Source organism: Stenotrophomonas maltophilia group sp. Smal13 (genome assembly GCF_030236855.1).
In the GTDB taxonomy this organism is placed as follows: Bacteria; Pseudomonadota; Gammaproteobacteria; order Xanthomonadales; family Xanthomonadaceae; genus Stenotrophomonas; species Stenotrophomonas maltophilia_A.
Map to the genome: position 1 here is coordinate 36295 of NZ_JASJSQ010000007.1, position 22747 is coordinate 59041.

The window sequence follows — 22747 nt, forward strand, 5'->3', positions numbered from 1 at the left end:
TTTCTGCAGAACCGCTTGATGCCTGCGATCCTGATCATCGACGACAACGCCAGCGTGGGTACCGCGCTGGACGTGCTGTTCTCCCTGCACGACATCGACACCCTGCAGGCGCAGAGCCCGTCCGAAGGGCTGGCCCTGCTGGAGTCGCAGCCGGTCGACCTGGTGATCCAGGACATGAACTTCAGCGAGGACACCACCTCCGGCGAAGAAGGCGAGGCCCTGTTCGCGCAGATCCGCGCGCGCCATCCCGATCTGCCGGTGATCCTGCTGACGGCCTGGACCCACCTCAGCAGCGCGGTGGATCTGGTCAAGGCCGGTGCGGCCGACTACCTGGCCAAGCCCTGGGACGACCGCAAGCTGATGACCACGGTCAACAACCTGCTGGAACTGTCCGAGGCGCGCCGCGAACTGGACCGGCGCCGCAGCCGTGAACTGCGCCAGCGCAATGCGCTGGAAGAGAAGTACGACCTGTGCGGCGCGGTCTTCGCCGACCCCGCCAGCGAGCGCGTCATCGCTCTTGCCTGCCAGGTCGCACGCTCGGAACTGCCGGTACTGATCACCGGCGCGAACGGTGCCGGCAAGGAGAAGATCGCGCAGATCATCCAGGCCAATTCCCTGGTGGCCAAGGGTCCATTCGTGGCGGTCAACTGTGGCGCGCTGCCTTCGGAACTGATCGAGGCCGAACTGTTCGGTGCCGAGGCCGGTGCGTATACCGGCGCCAACAAGGCGCGCGAAGGCAAGTTCGAGGCCGCCGATGGTGGCACCCTGTTCCTGGATGAGATCGGCAACCTGTCGCTGGGCGGGCAGATGAAGCTGCTGCGTGTGCTGGAAACCGGCCGCTTCGAGCGCCTGGGCTCCAACCGCGAACGCCAGGTCAAGGTCCGCGTGGTCAGCGCGACCAATGCCGACCTGCCGGCGATGATCCGCGACGGCACCTTCCGCGAAGACCTCTATTACCGCCTCAACACGGTGGAACTGGTGCTGCCGCCGCTGGCCGATCGCCCGGGCGACATCGTGCCGCTGGCCGAGCGCTTCCTGACCGCTGGCAAGCCCCTGTCCAGCACCGCCACCGCCGCCCTGCAGCGGCACCCGTGGCCAGGCAACGTGCGCGAACTGCGCAACGTGATCCAGCGCGCCGAACTGCTGGCCACCGGCAACCGCATTGAAGTGGCCGATCTCAATCTGCCGCGCGCAGCCGCCGCACCGCGCCCGGCCCCCAGTGCGGGCAATGACCCCGACCGCGCGCGCATCGAAGAGGTACTGGCGCGCAACCATGGCGTCATCGCCCAGGCCGCCGCCGAACTCGGCCTGAGCCGCCAGGCGCTGTACCGGCGCATGGACCGCCACGGTATCCCGCGCGAATGAAACGGCGCTCGTTCACTTTCCGCCTGTTCCTGCGCCTGCTGCCGGTGCTGGCGCTGGCCGCCGCGTTGCCGTGGCTGCTGGCCTACTGGATGGACCATGGTTGGGTGGTGACCACGGTGTCGGCGTTGATCCTGCTGTCGCTGATGTGGTGGACCCTGCGTCGCGCTACCGCCCCGGTGCGGTCACTGATGCGGGCCCTGGCGGGCACCACCAGCAGCTATCGCGACGGCGAATACAACTTCGGCGTGCACTGGCCCGGCAATGACGAGCTCGGCGACCTGGTGCAGGCACACCGCGAACTGGGCGATGTGCTGCGTGCACAGCGGCAGGGCCTGGTGCAACGCGAACTTCTGCTGGACACGATGGTGCAGAACACGCCGGTGGCGATGCTGCTGATCGCCTCGGGCGGTGATGGCATCGCCCGCGTGGTGTTCTCCAATCTGGCTGCGCGCAAGCTGCTGCATGGCGGCTGGAAGCTGGAAGGCCAGCGCTTGGAGGACGTGCTGGAACAGGTGCCGGTGGAGCTGCGCGATGCCATCGCCCGCGGTGGCGACAGCCTGTTCGCGGTGCATGCCGAGGGCGAGGACGGCGATGAGGACGACGAGCAGGTGTACCACCTCTCGCGCCGCGCCTTCCAGCTCAATGGTCGTCCGCACGACCTGCTGCTGGTGCGCCTGCTGACCGCCGAGCTGCGCCGCCAGGAAGTACAGACCTGGAAGAAGGTGATCCGGGTGATCAGCCACGAGCTCAACAACTCGCTGGCACCGATTGCCTCGCTGGCCCACTCCGGCGGTGTACTGGTGCAGCGTGAGCGCTTTGACCGGCTGCCGGAGATCTTCACCACCATCGAGGATCGTGCACGCCACCTGGAAGGCTTCATCCGCGGCTATGCGCTCTTTGCCAAGCTGCCGCAACCGCAGTTGCAGACCGTGCACTGGGCCCCCTTCCTGTCCAGCCTGCGCCAGCAGATCCCATTCGGCATGGAACGTGAGCCGGACGAGGAACTGAGCAGCCGCATCGACATCGCCCAGTTCGGGCAGGCACTGCTGAACCTGTTGAAGAACGCGCACGAAGCCTGCGCCGAAGCAGAACCGCCCAACGACGACGTACAGGTGCAACTCACGCGGCTGCCGCAGTGGCTGCGCCTGGACGTACTGGATCGCGGCAAGGGCATGAACGAGCAGGTGCTGCAGAATGCGCTGATGCCGTTCTATTCGACCAAGCGCAATGGCACCGGGCTGGGCTTGGCCTTGACCCGCGAGATCGTGGAAGCGCATGGCGGCCGGGTATCACTGCAGAATCGCGGCGATGGCGGGTTGTGCGTGTCGATCCTGTTGCCGGTGGGTTGAGCGGGTAGGTCCACGCCATGCGCGGATGTGCCGACCAAGGTCGGCACCTACCAAACCTGCCGCATCGCCACCCGCAGGTGCATCGGGAACCCGAGCGCAGCCTCTTCGGCCATCACCGCGCGCAGGCCATCGTTCCACTGCGCCTCGGGCACTACGTCGAATCCTTCGCTGGCATAGAAGGCCGCATTCCACGGCACATCGGACAGCGTGGTCAGCACCGCGGCCGCGTAGCCTCCCGCCCTCGCCTGCGCCAAGGCATGGCGCAGCAAAGCGCGGCCGTGGCCACGCCGCGCGTGTGCGGGATCCACGTCCATCTGCAGCACATGGAATTCACCGCAGAGTTCACCGGCCAGCAGGTAACCCGCGATACCACCGTCAGCCGCATCCACCACCCACAACTGGCCACGTTGAAGGCCATCCTGCAGCGTCGGCAGGTCCAGACCATGCCCGGCAAACACCGGGTAGGCCTGGTGACCCTTCAGCAGTTCACCGGCACGTTGTTCAATTGCCGGCAGCATGCCGAGTTCGTCGGCATGCGGGATGCGTGGCTCAGGACTTCTTGAGCGGGCGCTTCCAGCCATCGATGGTTTCCTGTCGTGCACGTGCCAGTGTCAGCTTGCCATCCGGGGCGTCGCGGGTGATGACCGAACCGGCGGCAATCGTCGCACTGTCGCCAATGGTCACCGGTGCTACCAGCGAACTGTTGGAGCCAATGAAGGCGTTGTCGCCGATGGTGGTGGTCGACTTGTTCACGCCGTCGTAGTTGCAGGTGATGGTGCCGGCACCGATGTTCACCTTGCTGCCGATCACCGCATCGCCCAGGTAGGTCAGGTGGTTGGCCTTGCTGCCAACACCGAGGGTGACCTTCTTGGTCTCGACGAAGTTGCCCACGTGCACGCCGTCTGCGAGCACGGTCCCCGGACGCAGCCGCGCGAACGGTCCCACCAGCGCAGCACCTTCTGTGACCACGCCTTCAAGATCACAATGCGCGCGCACTTCGGTGCCCGGGCCAAGATTGACGTCCTTCAGCCGGTTGAACGGGCCCACGGTGACGCCGTCGCCGAGCACGATGTGGCCTTCCAGAACGACGTCGACATCGATCAGCACATCGCTGCCCACGGTGACGGTGCCACGGATATCCAGTCGTGCCGGGTCACGCACGCGCGCGCCCTGCGCGCACAGGGCCCGTACCGCGCGGCGCTGCCAGGCACGCTCCAGCTGCGAAAGCTGCCAGGGATCGTTTGCCCCTTCGGCTTCCTGCGCGTCGGCCACCAGTGCCATTTCGGCCGGGGTGTACTCGTGCGCGGCAAAGGCGAACACGTCGGTCAGGTAGTACTCGCCCTGCGCGTTGCTGTTGGACAACTGCGACAGCCAGCGCCGCAGCGCGGTCGACTCGGCGGCAATGATGCCGGTGTTGATCGTGCGCACACGCAGCTGGTCATCGGTAGCGTCCTTCTGCTCGACAATGGAGCCCACCTTGCCTTCGGCATCGCGCAGCACGCGGCCGTAACCGGTCGGGTCATCGACATCGGCGACCAGTACCGCCAGGCGACCCGGCTGCGCCAGCAGGTCGCGCAGGGTCTGCGCGCGGATCAGTGGCACGTCGCCGTACAGCACAAGCACCTGCGCGGCGTCAGGCACCTGCGGCATCGCCTGGGCCACCGCATGGCCGGTGCCCAGCTGCTGCGCCTGTTCAGCCCATTGCAGGTCGGGCTGGTCGGCGAAGTGCTGGCGCACCGCTTCACCACCATGGCCGTAGACCACGTGGATCGCCGAGGGCTGCAGTTCGCGGGCCGCATCGATCACATGCGCCAGCATCGGCTGGCCGGCGATCGGCTGCAGCACCTTCGGCAGCACCGACTTCATGCGCTTGCCCGCGCCAGCGGCGAGGATGATGACGTGCAGGGGTTGGGTCATGGAAACGGCAGTCCGTGGTTCGTTGCCGATGATTCTAGAGCGTGGGCCGTTAACATGTGCATCCAACCTCCTTCACCGCACTGATGGGCCTCGTCCGCCAGGGAAGCACCTATCTCATCATCGGGCTCGTGCAGCTGCTGCTCGACTGGCTGGTGTTCGTCGCCGCGACCGCGCTGGGCCTGCCGGTGGTGCCTGCCAACATTGCCGGACGCCTGGCCGGGATGCTGCTGGGCTTCTGGCTCAACGGCCGTTACACCTTTGCCAACGCAGGTGATGCGCGCCTTGGCTGGCGTCGATTTTCACGCTTCTTCGGGCTGTGGCTGCTGCTGACTGCGACAAGCACGTTGCTGGTGAGCCTGGTCGACCACGAGCTGGGCCTGCAGTACACCTGGCTGGCCAAGCCGCTGGTGGAAGGCGGGCTGGCGTGCGTTTCCTTCCTGCTGATGCGCTACGTGGTCTACCGCTGATACGGCGCTGGGATCGGGATCGGGATCGGGATCGGGATCGGTAGAGTCGACTGTTGGTCGACTGCTCTTCCATCAGACTGCGGAAATCCCGCGCTGCGCGCGATAGTCGACTGACAGTCGACTCTACCCAGCCGACACTCTACCCCGCACAAACAAAAACGCCGGCACAGGGCCGGCGTTCTCGTGGATGCAGCGCGAGAAACCTCAGTGCTTGAGGTTCTTGCGCAGGCGCTCCAGCGCCTGCAGCTGGACGACGGCTTCGGCCAGCTTCTGCTGGGCTTCGGCCACTTCCATCGCTTCGCCGCGGTTGGCCAGGATGCGCTCGGCTTCTTCCTTGGCCTTGCGGACCGAGGCTTCGTCGATGTCCTGCGCGCGGATCGCGGTGTCGGCCAGCACGGTCACCACCTGCGGCTGCACTTCCAGGATGCCGCCGGAAATGGCGAAATCCAGCTGCTCGCCGTTCGGCGTGGTCACCACCACCTTGCCCGGCTTCAGGCGGGTGATCAGCGGCGCGTGCTTGGGCGCGATGCCCAGTTCGCCCAGCTCACCGGTGGCCACGACCAGGGTCGCTTCGCCACGGAAGATTTCCTGCTCGGCGCTGACGATGTCGCAACGGATCGTGCTCATGCAAATCTCTTCGCTGTTCGCGGCGGCGCAATGCCACCGTGGGAGTCCACCGGCGCGGGCGGTTGCCCGGCGCCGGCGTCAGGTCGGGCAGGATCGCTCCCGCCCGTCCCGGATCAGGCCTTCTCGGCCATCTTCTTGGCCTTCTCGACCGCTTCTTCGATGCCGCCGACCATGTAGAACGCCTGCTCCGGCAGGTGGTCGTACTCGCCATCGACGATGGCCTTGAAGCCACGGATGGTGTCCTTCAGCGGCACGTACTTGCCCGGCGAACCGGTGAACACTTCGGCCACGTGGAACGGCTGGCTGAAGAAGCGCTCGATCTTACGGGCGCGCGACACGGCCTGCTTGTCCTCTTCGGACAGCTCGTCCATGCCCAGGATCGCGATGATGTCCTTCAGCTCCTTGTACTTCTGCAGGGTCTGCTGGACGCGCTGGGCGGTGTCGTAGTGCTCGTGGCCGATGACCAGCGGGTCCATCTGGCGGCTGGTGGAGTCCAGCGGATCGACGGCCGGGTAGATACCCAGCGAGGCGATCGAACGCGACAGGGTAACGGTCGAGTCCAGGTGGGCGAAGGTGGTCGCCGGCGACGGGTCGGTCAGGTCGTCCGCGGGAACGTAGACGGCCTGGATCGAGGTGATCGAACCATTCTTGGTCGAGGTGATGCGCTCCTGCAGGACGCCCATTTCCTCGGCCAGGGTCGGCTGGTAACCCACGGCGGACGGCATGCGGCCCAGCAGTGCCGACACTTCGGTACCGGCCAGGGTGTAGCGGTAGATGTTGTCGACGAACAGCAGGACGTCCTTACCCTTGCCGTTTTCGTCCTTCTCGTCGCGGAAGTACTCGGCCATGGTCAGGCCGGTCAGGGCGACGCGCAGACGGTTGCCCGGCGGCTCGTTCATCTGGCCGTACACCATCGCCACCTTGTCGAGGACGTTGGAGTCCTTCATTTCGTGGTAGAAGTCGTTGCCCTCACGGGTACGCTCACCCACGCCGGCGAACACGGACAGACCGCTGTGCGCCTTGGCGATGTTGTTGATCAGTTCCATCATGTTGACGGTCTTGCCGACGCCGGCGCCGCCGAACAGGCCGACCTTGCCGCCCTTGGCGAACGGGCACATCAGGTCGATGACCTTGATGCCGGTTTCCAGCAGCTCGGTAGCCGGGGACTGGTCTTCGTACGACGGGGCCGCACGGTGGATTTCCCAGCTGTCGCTGGCGGCCACCGGGCCGGCTTCGTCGATCGGACGGCCCAGCACGTCCATGATGCGGCCCAGGGTGCCAGCGCCGACCGGCACCGAGATACCGCGGTCGGTGTTGGTGGCGACCAGGTTGCGCTTCAGGCCGTCGGTGGAACCGAGGGCGATGGTACGCACCACGCCGTCGCCCAGCTGCTGCTGGACTTCGAGGGTGATTTCGGTGTTGTCGACCTTCAGTGCGTCGTACACCTTCGGCACCGACTCACGCGGGAATTCGACGTCGACGACCGCGCCGATGATCTGAACGATCTTGCCCTGACTCATTGCTGCATCCTCTAAATGTGTGCTTTGAACGAACGCGGTCAGACTGCTGCCGCGCCGCCGACGATTTCGGAGATTTCCTGGGTGATCGCTGCCTGGCGCGCCTTGTTGTAGACGAGCTGCAGTTCGCCGATCAGCTTGTTGGCGTTGTCGCTCGCCGCCTTCATCGCAACCATGCGTGCGGCATGCTCGGAGGCGACGTTTTCCAGCAGTGCCTGGTACACCAGCGACTCGATGTAACGCGTCATCACGTGCTCGAGCACGGTCGCGGCATCGGGTTCGTACAGGTAATCCCAGTCGTGGTGAGCGACCTGCTTCTCAGCCGGCGGCAGCGGCAACAGCTGATCGAAGCTGGCCTTCTGCGTCATGGTGTTCACGAAGCGGTTGTAGACCAGGTACACGCGGTCGACCTTGCCTTCGGTGAAGGCGTCGAGCATGACCTTGATCACACCGATCAGCGATTCCAGCTTCGGCACGTCGCCGATGTGGGTCACGCTGCCGACCATGTTGACCTTCACGCGGCGGAAGAAGGTCGATGCCTTCTGGCCGATGGTCACCAGGTCCACTTCCGCACCCTTGTCCTGCCATGCCTTGGCTTCGCCCAGCATCCTGCGGAACAGGTTGTTGTTCAGGCCACCGGCCAGGCCGCGATCGGAGGAGATCACGATGAAGCCGACCCGCTTGACCTGCTCGCGCTCGACCAGGAACGGATGCTGGTAGTCGGTGCTGGCCTGGGCCAGGTGACCGATCACCTGCTTCATCGCCTGCGCGTACGGACGCGAGGTCTTCATCCGATCCTGCGCCTTGCGGATCTTGGAGGCCGAGACCATTTCCAGGGCGCGCGTCACCTTGCGGGTGTTCTGCACGCTCTTGATCTTGGTTTTGATTTCGCGTCCGCTTGCCATCTCTTGTTTCCCGTGGCGCGGGGCTTCTGCCCCGCGTTGTTCAACCGTTTGTCATCTGGTCCAGCGGAGCCAGAGGCTCCGCTCTACAGGACCGCGATTACCAGCTGCCGGTGGTCTTGAACTCGGCGATGCCCTTCTTGAAGGCACCTTCGATGTCGTTGTCCCAACCGCCGGTGGCGTTGACCTTGCTGACCAGTTCGCCCTGGGTGTTGGCGAAGTGGGCGTGCAGGCCTTCTTCGAACGCCAGCAGCTTGTTGACCGGCACGTCGTCGAGGTAACCCTCGTTGACGGCGTAGATCGACAGCGCCTGGTTGGCGATCGACATCGGCGCGTACTGCTTCTGCTTCATCAGCTCGGTGACGCGCTGGCCACGCTCCAGCTGCTTGCGGGTGGCTTCGTCCAGGTCCGAGGCGAACTGCGCGAACGCAGCCAGCTCGCGGTACTGGGCCAGCGAGATACGGATGCCGCCCGACAGCTTCTTGATGATCTTGGTCTGGGCCGAGCCACCGACGCGCGACACCGAGATACCGGCGTTCACGGCCGGGCGGATGCCGGCGTTGAACAGGTCGGTTTCCAGGAAGATCTGGCCGTCGGTGATCGAGATCACGTTGGTCGGAACGAAGGCGGACACGTCGCCGGCCTGGGTTTCGATGATCGGCAGCGCGGTCAGCGAACCGGTCTTGCCGGTGACCTTGCCTTCGGTGAACTTCTCGACGTATTCCTCGGACACGCGGGCAGCGCGCTCGAGCAGACGGGAGTGCAGGTAGAACACGTCACCCGGGTAGGCTTCACGGCCCGGCGGGCGCTTCAGCAGCAGCGAGATCTGGCGGTAGGCGACGGCCTGCTTGGACAGATCGTCGTACACGATCAGCGCGTCTTCGCCGCGGTCCATGAAGTACTCACCCATGGTGCAGCCCGAGTAGGCGCTGATGTACTGCATGGCAGCCGATTCGGAAGCAGTCGCGGCCACCACGATGGTGTGGGCCAGCGCGCCGTTCTCTTCCAGCTTGCGCACGATGTTGGCGATGGTCGAAGCCTTCTGGCCGATCGCAACGTACACGCACTTGATGCCGGTGCCCTTCTGGTTGATCACCGCATCGATCGCCATCGCGGTCTTGCCGGTCTGGCGGTCACCGATGATCAGCTCGCGCTGGCCACGGCCGATCGGGATCATCGAGTCGACCGACTTGTAACCGGTCTGCACCGGCTGGTCGACCGACTTGCGCCAGATCACGCCCGGAGCAACGCGCTCCACCGGAGCGGTCAGGTCGGTGCCCAGCGGGCCCTTGCCGTCGATCGGCTCGCCCAGCGCGTTCACGACGCGGCCCAGCAGTTCCGGACCGACCGGCACTTCCAGGATGCGGCCGGTGGTCTTGGCGACGTCGCCTTCGCGCAGGTTTTCGTAGTCACCCAGGACCACGGCGCCGACCGAGTCGCGCTCCAGGTTCAGGGCCAGGGCGAAGGTGTTGTTCGGCAGTTCGATCATTTCGCCCTGCATCACGTCGGCCAGACCGAAGATGCGCACGATGCCGTCGGACACGCTGGTCACGGTGCCTTCGTTGCGCGATTCCGCGGCCAGCTTGACCTTCTCGATGCGGTTCTTGATCAGTTCGCTGATTTCGGAGGGGTTGAGCGTGGTTGCCATCGTCAAGTCCTAGTGCCGGCAGCGGGGCCGGACGTTAAATGAATTCAGTTAGCGAGCGCGGTCTGCAGACGGGCCAGCTTGCCCTTCAGCGAACCATCGATGACCACGTCGCCGGCGTCGATCACGGCGCCGCCGATCAGCGAAGCATCGACCGCGGTGGTCACGTCGACCTCGCGGTTGAAGCGCTTGCGCAGCGCAACCTTGATCGCGTCCAGCTCTCCGGCCGACAGCTCGGAAGCCGAGGTCACCGTGGCCTTGACCACGTGCTCGGCTTCGGCGCGCAGGGCGTCGAACATGCCGGAGATTTCCGGCAGCAGCGGCAGACGATGCGATTCGGCCAGGATGGCCAGGAAGCGCGAGTAGGTCTCGCCGTGGGACACCGGCGCCAGCAGGGCGACGGCGTCGTCACGACCCAGCTCCGGGTTGGCGAGCAGGGCCGCCACGCGCGGATCGGCGGCGACGTGGGCGGAGAACGCCAGGGCGTCCGACCACGGCGCGAACGCGCCTTCGTCGCGCGCGGTCGCGAACGCGGCGCGGGCGTACGGGCGGGCAAGCGTGAGGGCCTGGCTCATCCTTAGATCTCCGAGGCCAGCTCGTCGAGCAGCGCCTTGTGGGCGTTGGCGTCGATTTCGCGCTTGAGCAGCTTTTCGGCACCGGTCACGGCCAGCGCAGACACCTGCTTGCGCAGATCTTCACGGGCACGGTTGGCGGCGGCGTCGATTTCAGCCTGGGCCAGTTCCTTCTGACGGGTGGCTTCGGTGATCGCTTCGTTACGGGCAGCATCAACGATCTGGTTGGCACGTGCGTGGGCCTGATCGATGATCTCGTTGGCCTTGGTACGTGCTTCCTTCAGCGCTTCGTTGACCTTCTCCTGCGCCTGGGCCAGATCTTTCTGGCTGCGGTCGGCAGCAGCGAGGCCTTCAGCAATCTTCTGCTGGCGCTCTTCGATCGCGTTCATCAGCGGCGGCCAGATCTTGGTCGCGATGATCCAGATCAGACCAGCGAAGGCCAGCGCCTGCGCAAGAAGGGTGAAATTGATATTCATGGTTAGCTCGATCGCTGGTTTCGGGGTGGACGCGCCGCCGTAGCGGCGCATCCGGCCTTCATCCGAAACCGGGTGCATCAGCACCCGGTCGTCTCAAACCGCTGTATCAGCCGGCCAGAGCCTTGGTGACGGCGCCAGCGAAGGCAGCCGACAGCGGGTTGGCGAAGGCCAGCAGCAGGCCGACGGCGACCGAGATGATGAACGCGGCGTCGATCAGGCCGGCGGTGATGAACATGCGGACCTGCAGGACCGGGATCAGTTCCGGCTGGCGGGCGGCCGACTCCAGGAACTTACCAGCCATGATGGCCAGACCCAGACCGGCGCCCAGCGCGGCCAGGCCGATCATGATGCCGACGGCAAGGGCGGTGGAGCTCTGAATCTGCGCGAAGTTGGTCAGGACGGCGAAGTACATGGTTATCTCCAGGAACTTAAGTTGCTAAGGGTGATGAAACGGATGAAGGTTGAAACGCGTTGAAGCTTGAAACTCAGTGAGCGTCTTCCGACAGGCTCAGGTACACGATCGACAGCATCATGAAGATGAAGGCCTGCAGCGGGATCACCAGCAGGTGGAACAGCATCCAGCCGAGGCCGAACACACCACCGGCAATGGCACCGAAGAAACCGGCACCACCCAGCACCCAGATCAGCAGGAACACGATTTCGCCGCCGAACATGTTGCCGAACAGTCGCATCGCCAGCGAGATCGGCTTGCTCAGCCACTCGACGATGTTGAGGATCAGGTTGAACGGCATCATCCACTTGCCGAACGGCGCCGTCAGGAATTCCTTGATGAAGCCGCCCAGGCCCTTGGACTTGAGCGCGAAGAACAGCATCAGGAAGAACACGCTGATGGCCATGCCCAGGGTGGCATTGACGTCAGCGGTCGGGACCGGCTTCCAGTAGTGCACGCCCACCCATTCCAGCGGCTTGGCGATGAAATCGGCCGGGATCATCTTCAGCAGATTCATCAACAGGATCCAGAAGAAGATCGTGATGGCGATCGGCGTGACCAGCTTGCTCTTGCCGTGGTAGGTGTCCTTGGCCTGGCGGTCGACGAACTCCAGGCAGATCTCGACGAAGGCCTGCCACTTGCCCGGCACGCCGGCGGTGGCCTTGCGGGTGCCCAGCCAGAACGCGACAACGATCACCAGGCCCATCAGGACCGCGGTGAGGAAGGTATCGACGTGGATATGCCAGAACATACCCTCACCCTTGCCGACCGGCGCGGTCAGGTTGTGCAGGTGATGCTGGATGTAGCTGGTAGGGGTTAGAGCCTCGCCCGCCATGTGTCCGGAACCTTCAGTTAATTGAATTCTGTCAACGCCTGGCCATCGCCAGGACCTGGAACATCAAGCCGACGGCGATACCGGCCAACAGCGCCAATGCAGGCAGCTTGAAGACCAGGAACCCCACCAGCAGGACGCCGAAAACCACCACCCACTTGGCCACGATCGCAATGATCAGGCGAGCCATCGCCGAACCTGCGGCCAGTGCCCCACCGCCCAGTGCCATCCGTGCCGCCACCCAGCCACCGGCCGAAATGGCCACACCGGACGCCAGCGCGCCGAGGGCATATTTCGGACCTACCAGCAGGAAGGCCAGGGCCAGGACAGCCACTGCGGCCAGCGGGTAGACCGCGGCGCGCAGCATCAGTCGCCGACCCGCATCAACGGAGTTCAGCACAGGACGTCCCGCGTGGTTGCAAGTGGAGGGCTGAGGCGACTACAGCAGGGGGGCCTCATCGAGCCGCCAAATTATAGCAATGGGACAATTTGCGAGACAACCGCTCCCTGTTCATCCCGGGAGGCCGCAAGTTGCGGTAACGGTTACATTTTTGCGTGCCACCCAGGGGACAATGACGTCCGTATGATGTTGCAGCGCAGTATTGAACTTTGGTCGCAGGCCACGGAACTTTCGCCGAATGCGCCGGTCCGATCTTTCGCGACCTGCCTGCAGCAACCTCGTCGACGCTCCGCCCCGCAGGTCCCACGATGGCCCCGAAGCCCGGCTCCGGGGCCATCTTTTTGCATCGTCGCGACAGCGCTGAACCGTGCACACTTCGTGGACCATACGTTCACGGATGGTGGACGGGCCTGTCCGGCACAGTGGCCTTCATTCTGATGAACCACTGCAAGGACTCTTCGATGCGCCCCGTACCCACCCTGCTCGCCCTCTCCCTGCTCGCCGCTGGTGCTTCGTTCGCCACTGCCGCCCACGCCGCTGAAGGCGACGACCGCTTCGCCCTGCGCCTGGGTGCGATGAACATCGACTCGGACAACACCCTTCGCGGCAAGACCAACGTCGCCGGCCAGGACATCGGCTTCTCCGAGGACTTCAAGCTGGGTGGCAAGGAGTGGGAACCGCGCATCGACGGCATGTTCCGCATCAGCAACCGCCAGCGCCTGCTGTTCAACTACTTCAAGTACGACAAGGACCGCCGCGAGACCCTTGGCCAGGACATCTCCTTCGGTGACGTCAACGTGCCATCCGGCAGCTTCGTCAAGGGCGAACTGAAGTACCAGGTCGCAAGCCTGGTCTATGACTACTCGGTGGTGGACACCGATACCTTCGACCTCGGCCTGCAGCTGGGTGCCGAGTACGCCAAGGTCAGCACCAAGGCCTACGCCGATCTGGGCACCGTCTACGAAGGCCAGTTCCTCAATGAGAAGACCGACGGCGTGGCGCCGGTGGTCGGTGCGCGCCTGAGCTTCACCCCGTCGGAAAAGTGGATGATCACGCTGCAGGGCCAGTACCTCAACACGCGCTGGGGCAGCTTCGATGACTACAAGGGCGACCTGAGCCGCGCCAACGCCATCGTCGATTACCGCTTCACGAAGAACTTCGGTGTGTTCGCTGGCTACGACTGGTTCAAGCTCGACGCGGACAAGAAGGGCAGCGACGGCACCATCGGCCTGAAGCAGGAATTCAAGGGCCCGGTGGCCGGCGTCAGCTTCGTGTTCTGATCCCCCGCCCCTTCCACGGCACACTCTCTCCTGGCGCGGCCTCCGGAACATCGGGGCCGCGCTTTTTCTTTGCATCGTCGAGCAGAGAAGCAGGTTGGTCGAGCGCTGGGGGAAGAGGGGCTTGTGTGCGAATGTCCCCCGGCACCGGCCTGCGGCCGTCACCTCCTCCTTTACTTCGCACGCAAGCCCCTCTACCCCCGCGTGTCAGGCATCCAGGCGGGCCAAGCTGTGGCTCTCGACTATCCGCAAGCCGAGCCGCTGCGCGGGTGGCAGGCGCTTGGACAAAGTAAAGGAGGAGGCGACCGCCGCAGGCGGACGACGGGGGACATTTGTCCAGACGCCTGCCACCCGCGCAGCGGCCCCACCGCTCGCAAAAATCCGGAGCGGAGAAACAAAAAAGGGCCTGTGTCAAGCCCTCGGCGAAAATCGCCAAGAGTCCGAAAGCTTAAACAAGACAGGGAGTTAGCTCTACTTCGGGCCGCTTTGCGGGGCGGCGGCCATATGGACTAGGAGCCACATGGGAGCGTCGCGGTAGAGGGCCAAGTCGTGCTGCATCGGGGACGATCACCGGCAGACGGCGGGCTTGCCGCACGATCATAGCCCACTCTGTCGCCATCCTCCAGAACGAAGAACGCGCAGCGTTGGGCTGCGCATTCGAGGGATGGCCGCCGGCGAGACCGTGCATCGTCAGCCCGGCTTCGCTGGCACCGTCCTGCTCACGCTTCCCTTCCTGAATCCCCGGTCCCCCGCGATGAAGGCTTCGAGCATGTGCGGGATCAGCGTCACGGCATCGACTGCTTCGCCATAGGTCTGCGCATGCAGCGCGGCGTAGCGGTCGAGGTCGGCTTTCAGGCTGGCCGGGCAAGGAAAGGTCAGCTTGATGTTCTCGGTCTTCGGCAGCGGTCCCAACCGCAGCTTCCTGGTCGTGCTCATCGTGAAGTCCCTCGGTTGAAGAACAGGGGCTGGTAGGGGCGCAGCGCCAAGTCCCGACTCACGACCAGACGCACCGGCAGACCGGGGCGCGCGCTCAACGTCGGTTGGATGTTCATGTTGCGCCGGGTCATCTCCTGGCCGACCTGGTTGATGCTGTCCTGCGCGCTGTCGCGGCCGGCGATGACGATGCGGTTGCCGTCCTGGCGGTTCTCCGGCGCGGCCAGCTCGGCGCCGACGCCCAGCAGCGTCGTCAGCGCCGCCCCGGCGAAGATCCGATCCCAATGCCAATCGACTTCATCCTCCAGCCCGGCATAGCCGGCCGGATCGGTGCCGACCAGGTTGTCGAGCGTCACCGACGACGTATCGGGCAGAATGATCCGGTTCCAGACGACTTGAACCCGGCTCTGTCCGTAGCTCACCTGGCTGTTGTAGCGACCGAGGATGCGCGAGCCCTGCGGGATCAGCAGGAACTTGCCGGTGGCCGTGTCATAGACCGGCTCCGTCACCGTGGCGATGACATCGCCCGGCAAGTCCGACTTGATGCCCGTCACCAGCGCGCCGGCGATGACCGTCCCGGCCATGACCTGATACGGGGAGGCTGGCAATTGCAGGTTGCCGGAATTACGGGTTTGCGTGGAACCGCCTTGCAGGAACGCCTCCTTCTGTTCCTGCCGGTTCTGTACTGCGGTCGGGTCGGCAGGCTGGGCTGCCGTCGAGGCCGGCCCAGCGGCCATCGGATCGAACGCCGCTTTGGCGGCGAAGCCCGGCGCCGCGGTGGCCTGTGACTGCGCCACCGGCGCGGCGCGCTGCGTACCCGAGCGGAAGAACACCGATGACGCCGCCGCTTCCTCGGCTTCCTTCAACCTGGCCAGGCGCTCGGCCTCTGCCGGATCGTGGCCGGGCGGCGCGTAGCCTGGTGTCGGTTGCTGCGCATTGACGATGGCCGGCCCGAGGTCGCCCGGCAGCGGCGGCCCCAGCTCCGGCACCGGGGGCGGCGCGGCCGGCGGCAGCTTGGAGTAGTCGGTCGGAAGCCGCTCCAGCCCTTCGGAGCGCGAAACGCGATCGACGTTGTAAAGCTCGGTCTGTTCGCTGGCGCCGCGTCGCTGCGGTTGCAGCGACCACATCAGCGCGCCCAGCACGGCGACCGACAGCCCGCCGGCCAGGATCGCCAGCATGCGACGATTCAAGCGCGTGACCGGACGCGGCTGGGCGCGCAGCGCTACCGCCTCGGGCGCTGCCTTGGCCGCCTGCGGTGCGACCGGCTCGGGGGTGTCGTCCTGGCGCATCATCAGTTCCTCCGCGCCACGCCGTCGGTGCGCTCGATGCGCACCACGTCGCCCTTGTCGCCGCCCAGGCGCAGTTCGGCCGCGCCGAACAGCCGGTCCACGATGTAGTACGGCGAGCGGAAGCGGTAGTTCACCAACTGCCCATCGCCCTGCACGCCGATGACGAACAGCGGCGGCAGTTCGCCCTGGGCGATGCCGGCAGGGAACTGGATGTAGACCTTCTCGCCGTCATCGAAGGCACGCAGCGGCTTCCATGACGGATTGCTGCCGCTGATCGCGTAGCGGAAGCGGATGCGCTCCAGCGATAGGCCCGTATCAACCGGCGCCGCCACCTGCGCGGCCTGCGCCTGGCGCTGCAAAGCCAGCATCCGGTCCTTCGGGTAGTCCCACGACACCGACGCCATCCAAGCGCGCTCTGTCGAGGTCAGCTCCAGCAGGTAGGTGCGCCGATTGGTGGTGATGACCAGATTGGTCTTGAGGCCCGAGCGGACAGGCTTGACCAGCACGTTGACGCGCAGCTCGTCGCCGGCACCGCTGGACGTGTCGCCGACGATCCAGCGCACGGTGTCGCCGGCGGCGACCGTCACCAGTTCTTCGCCGGGCTGGAGCGAAACCACGGTCACGCGCCCCGGCGCGGCATAGACCTGATACAGCGCGCCATCGGTGAAGGGCCAGACCTGGATGGCATTGACGTAGCCCTCGCGCGTGGGCGCGACCCGCGCCTCGGTATTGGCCTTGGACACGCGCACGGTTTCGTCGGCCGGCTCCGGCGCGGGCTGGGCTTCGTCACCTTCCGGCAGCGGCTTCAACTGCTCCGGCAGCGCCAGCGGTTCGAGGACGGCGACCACCTCCACCGGCGAGGGTGGATCGGGCACGAGCTGCGCCTGCACTGGCTCATCGAGTGGGATCACGGGCGGCGGCTTGCGCTGTGTGGCGCAGCCCGCCAAGGCCGCCACCAGCGTCAACAGGCAAACGTGGCGAAGTGTTCGATCGTCTATCCGCAGATTCGGGGCGAACAAGGGCCATACCGATACGACGCCATCCCGCAGACGCTGCTGATACGCCTCCTGAGACATCCGCCACCGCTCATCGGGGGGAAGATCATCCTGACGCGAAACGGGATCATGCGATTGGAGAGTGTTCATGGTTTCGTTCCTTCCGAGGGATCGAGTTCGCGGCTCCACGACAGGCCGTTGACGTAGATGCCCAGCGGGTTCTTGCGCAGGCGTTCCTCGGTGCGTGGGGTTTGCAGGACGATGGAGATGACGGCGTTCCAGCGCTCGGTCCCGGCCGGCGCGCCGTTGGCGAAGCGTTGCTCGGTCCAGCGCACGTTGAACGACGTGTCGCTGGCGCGCACGACGCTGGTGATCTGCACCGTGACCGACTCCTTGCCGACGCGCGCGAAGGGATCGTTCTTGCTGGCGTAGTCGTTGAGCATGGCGGCGCCCCGGTCGGTCGCGTAGTCGTAGGCGTCCAGCCAGTTCTGCCGGACCACGATCGGGTCGATGGACAGCGAGCGCACCAACGTCACGAAGCGCGCCAGGTGATGCGCGATCTGCGCATCCGTGGGCTTGTACGGCGTGGCCGCCTCGCCTACGGCGCGCACGTGCTCCTTGTCCACCTCCACCACGTAGGGCGTGACGATGGACTGCGCCGAGCGCCAGACCAGGCCGCCGGCCATCAGCAGCGTCAGCACCAGCAGGCCGAAGGCCATGAGGCGCCAGTTCTTGGCCTGCACGCGGGGCGCGCCGATACGCTCGTCCCACACCTGCGCGGCAGATTGATACGGCGTGGCAGGCTGCGGCGTGTCGGCATAGCGCACCTGCGGTCGTTTGAATCGCATGGGTGTTCTCCTTGAAGGTCAGGAATCGGAATCGCGCAGGCTCGGGCCTTGCCCGGAGCCGCCGCCGTCGCCGCCGCGCAGCGCATGGGCGGCGGTGGTCGCGGCGTGGGTGAGCTGCTGGCGGCGGTGCAGCCGCTTGGCCCAGGCCGGTTGCTGCCCGGTGTTGGACGTGGCTTCGCCGCCGGACTGGCCGCCGCCGGACGCGGCGCCTGCGCCTTCATCGGCCGGCGGCCCGTTCCAGCCGGCGCGGAAAGGCGCAGCCATGCGTTGCCCGATGGCGGAAGCGCGGGATGCGGCACCGCGCCCGGCCGCCTGCGCGCCCGTCTTGGCGACGTTGCCCAGGCCGGCCGCAGCGCCCTTGGCCCCGCCGCCGGCAGCGGCGGACCCGGCCCGGAACGCTGACCGGGCACCACCGGCCGTCGATGTCGCGGCGCGCGCACCGCTGCCGGCCAGCTTGGCGGCAGCAGGCGCCATGCGCGCCCCGGCGGCCACCGCCCCGCCCACGCCGGTTGCGGCAGCACCGATGGCGACGGCCGTGCCGGCAGCGCCGACAGCGGCACCGGCCATCGCCCCCGCACCGAGCTGCGGTGCACCGGACACCAGGCCGGTGGCGATGCCGGGGCCGAAGATGCCCAGCGCCAGCAGCGTCAGCGAGGCCAGCATGATGACCAGCGCGTGGTCGATGGATGGCTCGTCGGGATGCACCTGGAACTCGGCGAACAGGCCCGAGCCGATGCCGACGATCACGGCTAGCACCAGCACCTTGATGCCGGCCGACACCACGTTGCCCAGCACCTTCTCGGCGAGAAAGCTGGTCTTGTTCCACAAGGCGAACGGCACCAGCACGAAGCCGGCGAGCGTGGTCAGCTTGAACTCGATCAGCGTGATGAAAAGCTGGATCGCCAGCACGAAGAAGCACAGGACCACCACCAGCCAGGCCAGGAACATCACCGTGATGGCGTCAAGGTTCACGAACACCTCGGGGAAACCAGCCATCTCGCCGACCTGCTCCAGGATCGGCGTGCCTGCGTCGATGCCGGTCTTCGCCAGCCGGCCCGGTTGCAGGAAGTTCTCCATGCTCAAGGTCGAGCCGGTGGCCGTCAGGCCCAGGCCGGCGAAGGACCGGAAGACGATGCCTGCCAGCCAGTTGAAGTTGCCGATGATGTAGGCGAAGGCACCGACGTAGAGCACCTTGCGCAGCAGCTTGGCGATCACGTCCTCGCCTTGGCCGGTGGCGTGGCTCATGGCCCAGTAGAGGCCGGCGATGGTCATGTCGATGACGATCAGCGTGGCCGTCAGGAACGCCACCTCGCCCTGCAACAGCCCGAACCCGGAGTCGATGTAGCGCGAGAACGTATCCAGAAAGCGGTCGATGATCGTCACGTCGTTCATGGCGTTTCATCTCCAATCGGCTCATCGAAGGTTGGGGGAATGGGCGGCAGCTCCTCCAGCGTTCGGTACTCGTCCGGCCCGGTTTGGCCGGCGAAGAAGCGCCGGCGGAAGGCTTCTGCGGCGGCCAGGCAAGCGTCCTCGCCGATGGCCTGCCGGTCGGCCGCGCATTGCGCGCGCAGTGCCTTGAGCCGCACGGGATCGGCGGCCAGGGCATCGGCGCGGTTGTCGGCCGAGTGCTGGCCGCAGGCTGTCAGCAGCACGGCCAGCAGGAGGCAAGCGCATCGCATGGCCGTCTCCCGTCAGTTGCGGTAGAAATCCACGCGCTGCGGCGTGTACGGCGTGCCGGTGCCGAGGAAGCGCCGGCGCACTTCGCGGGCGCGCTCGGTGGCCGCCGCCTGCCGCGCCAGTTCGAGCGAGGTCGCGCGGTCCTGGGTGATCTGGAGCTGTTGCGCCTGGATCGACTGCTTGGCCTGCAAGGCCAGGAGCTGATTGGTCGCCTGCGCGGCCTGCAAGGCGCCGGTGGCGGACTGGCTCTGGCTCACGAGGTCGGCCAGCGTGGATTCGTCCTCGCGCAGGTTCTGCGATACCTGCGCCTGCATGCGCATCGCAGTATGCAGACCGTCGAGCGTGTGCTTCCAACGCTCCTGCGCATCCCGATACATCTGGTCGCCGCTGACGGTGGCGGCGTATTGCTCCGGGTACAGACGTGCGAACTCGCGGTCGAGGTTCTGCACGTCGTAGGCCAGTCCCTGCGCCTCGGCGATCAGCCGCTCGGTCGTCGCCAGCGTCGAGCGCAGCCGGTTGACGATGTTGAAGTCCAGGCTCGCCAGGTTGCGTGCCTGGTTGATGAGCATCTGTGCTTCGTTCTGGAGCTGCTGGACCTGGTTGTTGATCTGCTCCAGCGTGCGGATCGCGGTCAGCGTGTTCTGCACCAAGTTCGTGGGATCAACCACGACCCATTGCGCCTGCGCGGTGGACACGGTGCAAAGCATGGCCGCGATGGCGGTGGCGATAAGACGCTTCTTCATGGCAGGTTCTCCTGTGGTGGTGAGGAAAGGACGGAAGGGGCCAATGGCGCGGCGCCGGGGAACTCGGCCAGCAGGTCGGCGGCCCAATCGAGGCCGCGATGGCGCAGCCACGCGCCGGCAAAACCGGGCACGCCGGCTTGCGCCAGCACGCGGTCGATGTCGCGCTGGTCCTGCGGGGTCGAAGCGCCCGCGAACGCGAGCGCGGCCGGCCCCAGGTCGAGGTCGAACAGGCGATTGCCCAGGCGCGACTGGTAGTAGTAGTCGCGCTTGGGCTCGGCGGTGGCAACGATCTCGATCTGCCGGCTGTTGAGGCCAAAGCCCTCGTAGATCGTCCGTATCTGCGGCTCGGTGGCCTGCGGGTTCGGCAGGAAGATTCGGCTGGCGCAGCTTTCGATGATCGCCGGCGCGATAGTCGAGTCCTTGATGTCGGCCAGCGACTGGGTGGCGAAGATGACGCTGACGTTCTTCTTGCGCAGCGTCTTGAGCCACTGGCGGATGCGCGCCGCGAAGGCCGGTTCATCGAGGAACAGCCAGGCTTCATCGAGGATCAGCAGCGTGGGTGCGCCGTCGAACCGTTCATCGAAGCGGGCGAACAGATAGCGCAGCACCGCTTGCACGGCGGCCGGGCTGTGCATCAGCTCCTCCATCTCGAAGCCCTGCACGTCGGCGCTGCCCAGCCGGTCGAGGTCGGCGTCCAGCAGCTTGCCGTGGGCGCCGCCGAGCACGTAGGGCGAGAGTGCCTGACGCAGCGCGTTGGATTGCAGCAGCACGGAGAGCCCCGTCATCGTGCGCTGCTCCGGCGGCGCACCGGCGAGGCTCCCCAGCGCCGACCAGATGGCGGCCTTCTCGTCCGGGCCGACGGTGACGCCTTCGTGCAGCAGGCGGCCTTCCACCCACTCGGCCGCCCAGGTGCGATAGCCCTCGCTGTCGATACGGGCCAAGGGCTGGAACGCGATGCCGCCATCGGCACCGAGGTCGTAGTGCTCGCCGCCCAGGCCCAACACCGTCGCCCGCATGGACCGCCCCATGTCGAAGGCAAAGATGCGCGAGCTGAAGTAGCGCCGGAACTGCATCGCCAGGACGGCAAGCAGGACCGACTTGCCCATGCCGGTCGGGCCAGCGACCAGCGTATGCCCCACGTCGCCGATGTGCGTCACCAGCCGGAACGGCGTCGCGCCATCGGTGCGCGTCACGATCAGCGGCGGGCCGTCGAGATGGTCGTTCTTCTCCGGCCCGGCCCATACCGCCGACAGCGGCATCATGTGTGCAAGATTCAGCGTCGAGACGATGGGCTGGCGCACGTTGGCGTAGGCGTGGCCGGGGATGGACGACAGCCAGGCGTCCACGGCATTGAGGGTTTCGGGGATGGTGACGAAGCCTCGGCCCTGGATGGCGCGCTCCACCATCCGCTGCTTCTCGTCGGCCACGGCCGGATCGGCGTCGAGCACCGTCACCGTGGCGGTGAGATAGCCGAAGGCGACCTGATCGCTGCCCAGTTCCTGCAAGGCGGCATCGGCATCGGCCGCCTTGTTGCTGGCGTCGGTATCCACCAGCGGCGATTCCTGCTGGAAGATGGTTTCGCGCAGCAGCGCGATGACGTTCTTGCGCTTGGCGAACCACTGGCGGCGCAGCCGGCCGAGTTCCTTTTCCGCTTCGGCCTTGTCCATGCACAGGAAGCGCGTGCTCCAGCGGTAGGCGAACCCCAGGTGATTGAGGTCGTCCAGCAGTCCCGGCCAGGTCGAGGTCGGAAAGCCCCGCACCGTCACCACGCGCAGGTGCTGGTCGCCCAGCGTGGGCGCCAGGCCGCCGGCCAGCATGGAGTCGGCCAGCAGCGCGTCGAGATAGAACGGCACCTCGGGCACCGCGACCCGATAGCGCCGGGTGGATACCGTGCCATGCAGGTAGGTCAGCGTCTGACTGTCATCGAGCCAGGCGACTTCCGGCATCACGCCATCGAGCAGATCGAACACGCGATCGGTTTCCGCTACGAAGGCGTCGAGCCGGCCGCGCCAGTCCACGCCATCGCCGGGCGTGTTCTCATAGAGCAGCCTGGCGGCACGGGCGCGCGATTCCTCCGGTGGCAGGAACGCGAGCGTCAGGTGATAGGCGCTCTCGAAATGGTGGGTCGATTCCTCGAACGCCGCGCGGCGTTCCTCATCGACCAGCCAGGACAGCGGCTCGGGAAAGTCGGAGTGCGGGTAATCCGCCGCCGGCTGGCGCTCGGCCTCGATGAACAAGGCCCAGCCCGAACCCAGCCGGCGCAGCGCGTTGTTCAGCCGCGCCGACGTGGCGATCAGCTCGCCTTGCGTGGCGCTGTCCAGGTCCGGTCCACGAAAGCGCGCCGTGCGCTGGAACGAGCCATCTTTGTTCAAGACGACGCCAGGCGCGACCAGCCCAGCCCACGGAAGCCAGTCGGCCAGCAGCGCGGGGCGCTGGCGGTATTCGGCAAGGTTCAGCATGGCGGC

The 22747-nt window shown here is 66.1% G+C and carries 23 protein-coding genes; 4 read left to right on the plus strand and 19 right to left on the minus strand.

Annotation, left to right across the window (positions count from 1 at the left end; genetic code table 11):
- Positions 1-18 precede the first annotated feature (18 nt).
- Both QRO95_RS04175 and QRO95_RS04180 read left to right on the plus strand, forming a co-directional pair.
- A complete protein-coding gene (locus QRO95_RS04175) occupies positions 19-1365 on the plus strand; it encodes a sigma-54 dependent transcriptional regulator (RefSeq protein ID WP_285301740.1) in 1347 nt (448 codons plus the stop codon).
- The gene (locus QRO95_RS04180; RefSeq protein WP_285301741.1) at positions 1362-2714 is read left to right on the plus strand and encodes a PAS domain-containing sensor histidine kinase; all 1353 of its coding nucleotides are present in this window, start codon (positions 1362-1364) and stop codon (positions 2712-2714) included. The genes QRO95_RS04175 and QRO95_RS04180 overlap by 4 nt, the downstream gene beginning before the upstream one ends.
- Positions 2715-2761: 47 nt before the next feature.
- Here the strand turns inward: QRO95_RS04180 and QRO95_RS04185 are convergent, their stop codons facing one another.
- Both QRO95_RS04185 and glmU read right to left on the minus strand, forming a co-directional pair.
- Complete coding sequence (locus QRO95_RS04185; RefSeq protein ID WP_032129042.1) at positions 2762-3295, minus strand: GNAT family N-acetyltransferase; 534 nt, start codon at positions 3293-3295, stop codon at positions 2762-2764.
- A complete protein-coding gene (gene glmU / locus QRO95_RS04190) occupies positions 3264-4631 on the minus strand; it encodes a bifunctional UDP-N-acetylglucosamine diphosphorylase/glucosamine-1-phosphate N-acetyltransferase GlmU (RefSeq protein ID WP_134951578.1) in 1368 nt (455 codons plus the stop codon). Before glmU ends, QRO95_RS04185 begins: the two co-directional genes overlap by 32 nt.
- 83 nt (positions 4632-4714) lie before the next feature.
- On the opposite strand from glmU, the gene QRO95_RS04195 reads away from it, so the two are divergent.
- Positions 4715-5098 (plus strand): GtrA family protein, encoded by a 384-nt coding sequence (locus QRO95_RS04195; RefSeq protein WP_285301742.1) that lies wholly within the window; start codon positions 4715-4717, stop codon positions 5096-5098.
- A gap of 204 nt (positions 5099-5302) precedes the next feature.
- On the opposite strand, the gene QRO95_RS04200 is transcribed toward QRO95_RS04195, so the two are convergent.
- The 9 genes from QRO95_RS04200 to QRO95_RS04240 form a co-directional block, all read right to left on the minus strand.
- On the minus strand, positions 5303-5725 hold the full coding sequence (locus QRO95_RS04200; protein WP_005419509.1) for a F0F1 ATP synthase subunit epsilon: 423 nt from the start codon (positions 5723-5725) through the stop codon (positions 5303-5305).
- 113 nt (positions 5726-5838) lie between these two features.
- Positions 5839-7245, minus strand: coding sequence for a F0F1 ATP synthase subunit beta (atpD, locus tag QRO95_RS04205; protein WP_032129045.1), 1407 nt, complete (start codon positions 7243-7245; stop codon positions 5839-5841).
- A 38-nt stretch (positions 7246-7283) separates the two neighbouring features.
- Positions 7284-8147 (minus strand): F0F1 ATP synthase subunit gamma, encoded by an 864-nt coding sequence (gene atpG / locus QRO95_RS04210; protein ID WP_032129046.1) that lies wholly within the window; start codon positions 8145-8147, stop codon positions 7284-7286.
- A 97-nt stretch (positions 8148-8244) separates the two neighbouring features.
- The gene (atpA, locus tag QRO95_RS04215) at positions 8245-9792 is read right to left on the minus strand and encodes a F0F1 ATP synthase subunit alpha (protein WP_032129047.1); all 1548 of its coding nucleotides are present in this window, start codon (positions 9790-9792) and stop codon (positions 8245-8247) included.
- 44 nt (positions 9793-9836) lie between these two features.
- Positions 9837-10364 carry a F0F1 ATP synthase subunit delta gene (locus QRO95_RS04220; protein ID WP_032129048.1) on the minus strand — a complete coding sequence of 176 codons (528 nt, stop codon included), beginning with the start codon at positions 10362-10364 and terminating at the stop codon, positions 9837-9839.
- A 2-nt stretch (positions 10365-10366) separates the two neighbouring features.
- The gene (locus tag QRO95_RS04225) at positions 10367-10837 is read right to left on the minus strand and encodes a F0F1 ATP synthase subunit B (protein ID WP_005419512.1); all 471 of its coding nucleotides are present in this window, start codon (positions 10835-10837) and stop codon (positions 10367-10369) included.
- A 106-nt stretch (positions 10838-10943) separates the two neighbouring features.
- Positions 10944-11249: a F0F1 ATP synthase subunit C gene (gene atpE / locus QRO95_RS04230; protein ID WP_005411133.1), complete on the minus strand. Its 306-nt coding sequence runs from the start codon at positions 11247-11249 to the stop codon at positions 10944-10946.
- 73 nt (positions 11250-11322) lie between these two features.
- On the minus strand, positions 11323-12123 hold the full coding sequence (gene atpB / locus QRO95_RS04235) for a F0F1 ATP synthase subunit A (RefSeq protein WP_010481316.1): 801 nt from the start codon (positions 12121-12123) through the stop codon (positions 11323-11325).
- 31 nt (positions 12124-12154) lie between these two features.
- The gene (locus QRO95_RS04240) at positions 12155-12520 is read right to left on the minus strand and encodes a hypothetical protein (protein ID WP_006394654.1); all 366 of its coding nucleotides are present in this window, start codon (positions 12518-12520) and stop codon (positions 12155-12157) included.
- A gap of 461 nt (positions 12521-12981) precedes the next feature.
- On the opposite strand from QRO95_RS04240, the gene QRO95_RS04245 reads away from it, so the two are divergent.
- Positions 12982-13800, plus strand: a complete 819-nt coding sequence (locus tag QRO95_RS04245; RefSeq protein ID WP_010481314.1) for a hypothetical protein — start codon at positions 12982-12984, stop codon at positions 13798-13800.
- A 687-nt stretch (positions 13801-14487) separates the two neighbouring features.
- Here the strand turns inward: QRO95_RS04245 and QRO95_RS04250 are convergent.
- The 8 genes from QRO95_RS04250 to trbE all read right to left on the minus strand — a co-directional run bounded on the left by QRO95_RS04250 (position 14488) and on the right by trbE (position 22741).
- Positions 14488-14733 (minus strand): DUF2274 domain-containing protein, encoded by a 246-nt coding sequence (locus tag QRO95_RS04250; RefSeq protein ID WP_026069911.1) that lies wholly within the window; start codon positions 14731-14733, stop codon positions 14488-14490.
- Positions 14730-16019, minus strand: coding sequence for a TrbI/VirB10 family protein (locus QRO95_RS04255; protein WP_075077240.1), 1290 nt, complete (start codon positions 16017-16019; stop codon positions 14730-14732). Before QRO95_RS04255 ends, QRO95_RS04250 begins: the two co-directional genes overlap by 4 nt.
- Positions 16020-16021: 2 nt before the next feature.
- Positions 16022-16984 carry a P-type conjugative transfer protein TrbG gene (gene trbG / locus QRO95_RS04260; RefSeq protein WP_180834226.1) on the minus strand — a complete coding sequence of 321 codons (963 nt, stop codon included), beginning with the start codon at positions 16982-16984 and terminating at the stop codon, positions 16022-16024.
- A gap of 176 nt (positions 16985-17160) precedes the next feature.
- Positions 17161-17862, minus strand: a complete 702-nt coding sequence (trbF, locus tag QRO95_RS04265) for a conjugal transfer protein TrbF (RefSeq protein WP_180834224.1) — start codon at positions 17860-17862, stop codon at positions 17161-17163.
- 18 nt (positions 17863-17880) lie between these two features.
- Positions 17881-19254, minus strand: coding sequence for a P-type conjugative transfer protein TrbL (trbL, locus tag QRO95_RS04270; RefSeq protein ID WP_014646149.1), 1374 nt, complete (start codon positions 19252-19254; stop codon positions 17881-17883).
- Positions 19251-19541, minus strand: coding sequence for a hypothetical protein (locus tag QRO95_RS04275; protein WP_180834222.1), 291 nt, complete (start codon positions 19539-19541; stop codon positions 19251-19253). The genes trbL and QRO95_RS04275 overlap by 4 nt, the downstream gene beginning before the upstream one ends.
- 12 nt (positions 19542-19553) lie before the next feature.
- Positions 19554-20282, minus strand: a complete 729-nt coding sequence (gene trbJ / locus QRO95_RS04280) for a P-type conjugative transfer protein TrbJ (protein WP_180834221.1) — start codon at positions 20280-20282, stop codon at positions 19554-19556.
- A complete protein-coding gene (gene trbE / locus QRO95_RS04285; protein WP_285301744.1) occupies positions 20279-22741 on the minus strand; it encodes a conjugal transfer protein TrbE in 2463 nt (820 codons plus the stop codon). The genes trbJ and trbE overlap by 4 nt, the downstream gene beginning before the upstream one ends.
- Positions 22742-22747 lie beyond the last annotated feature (6 nt).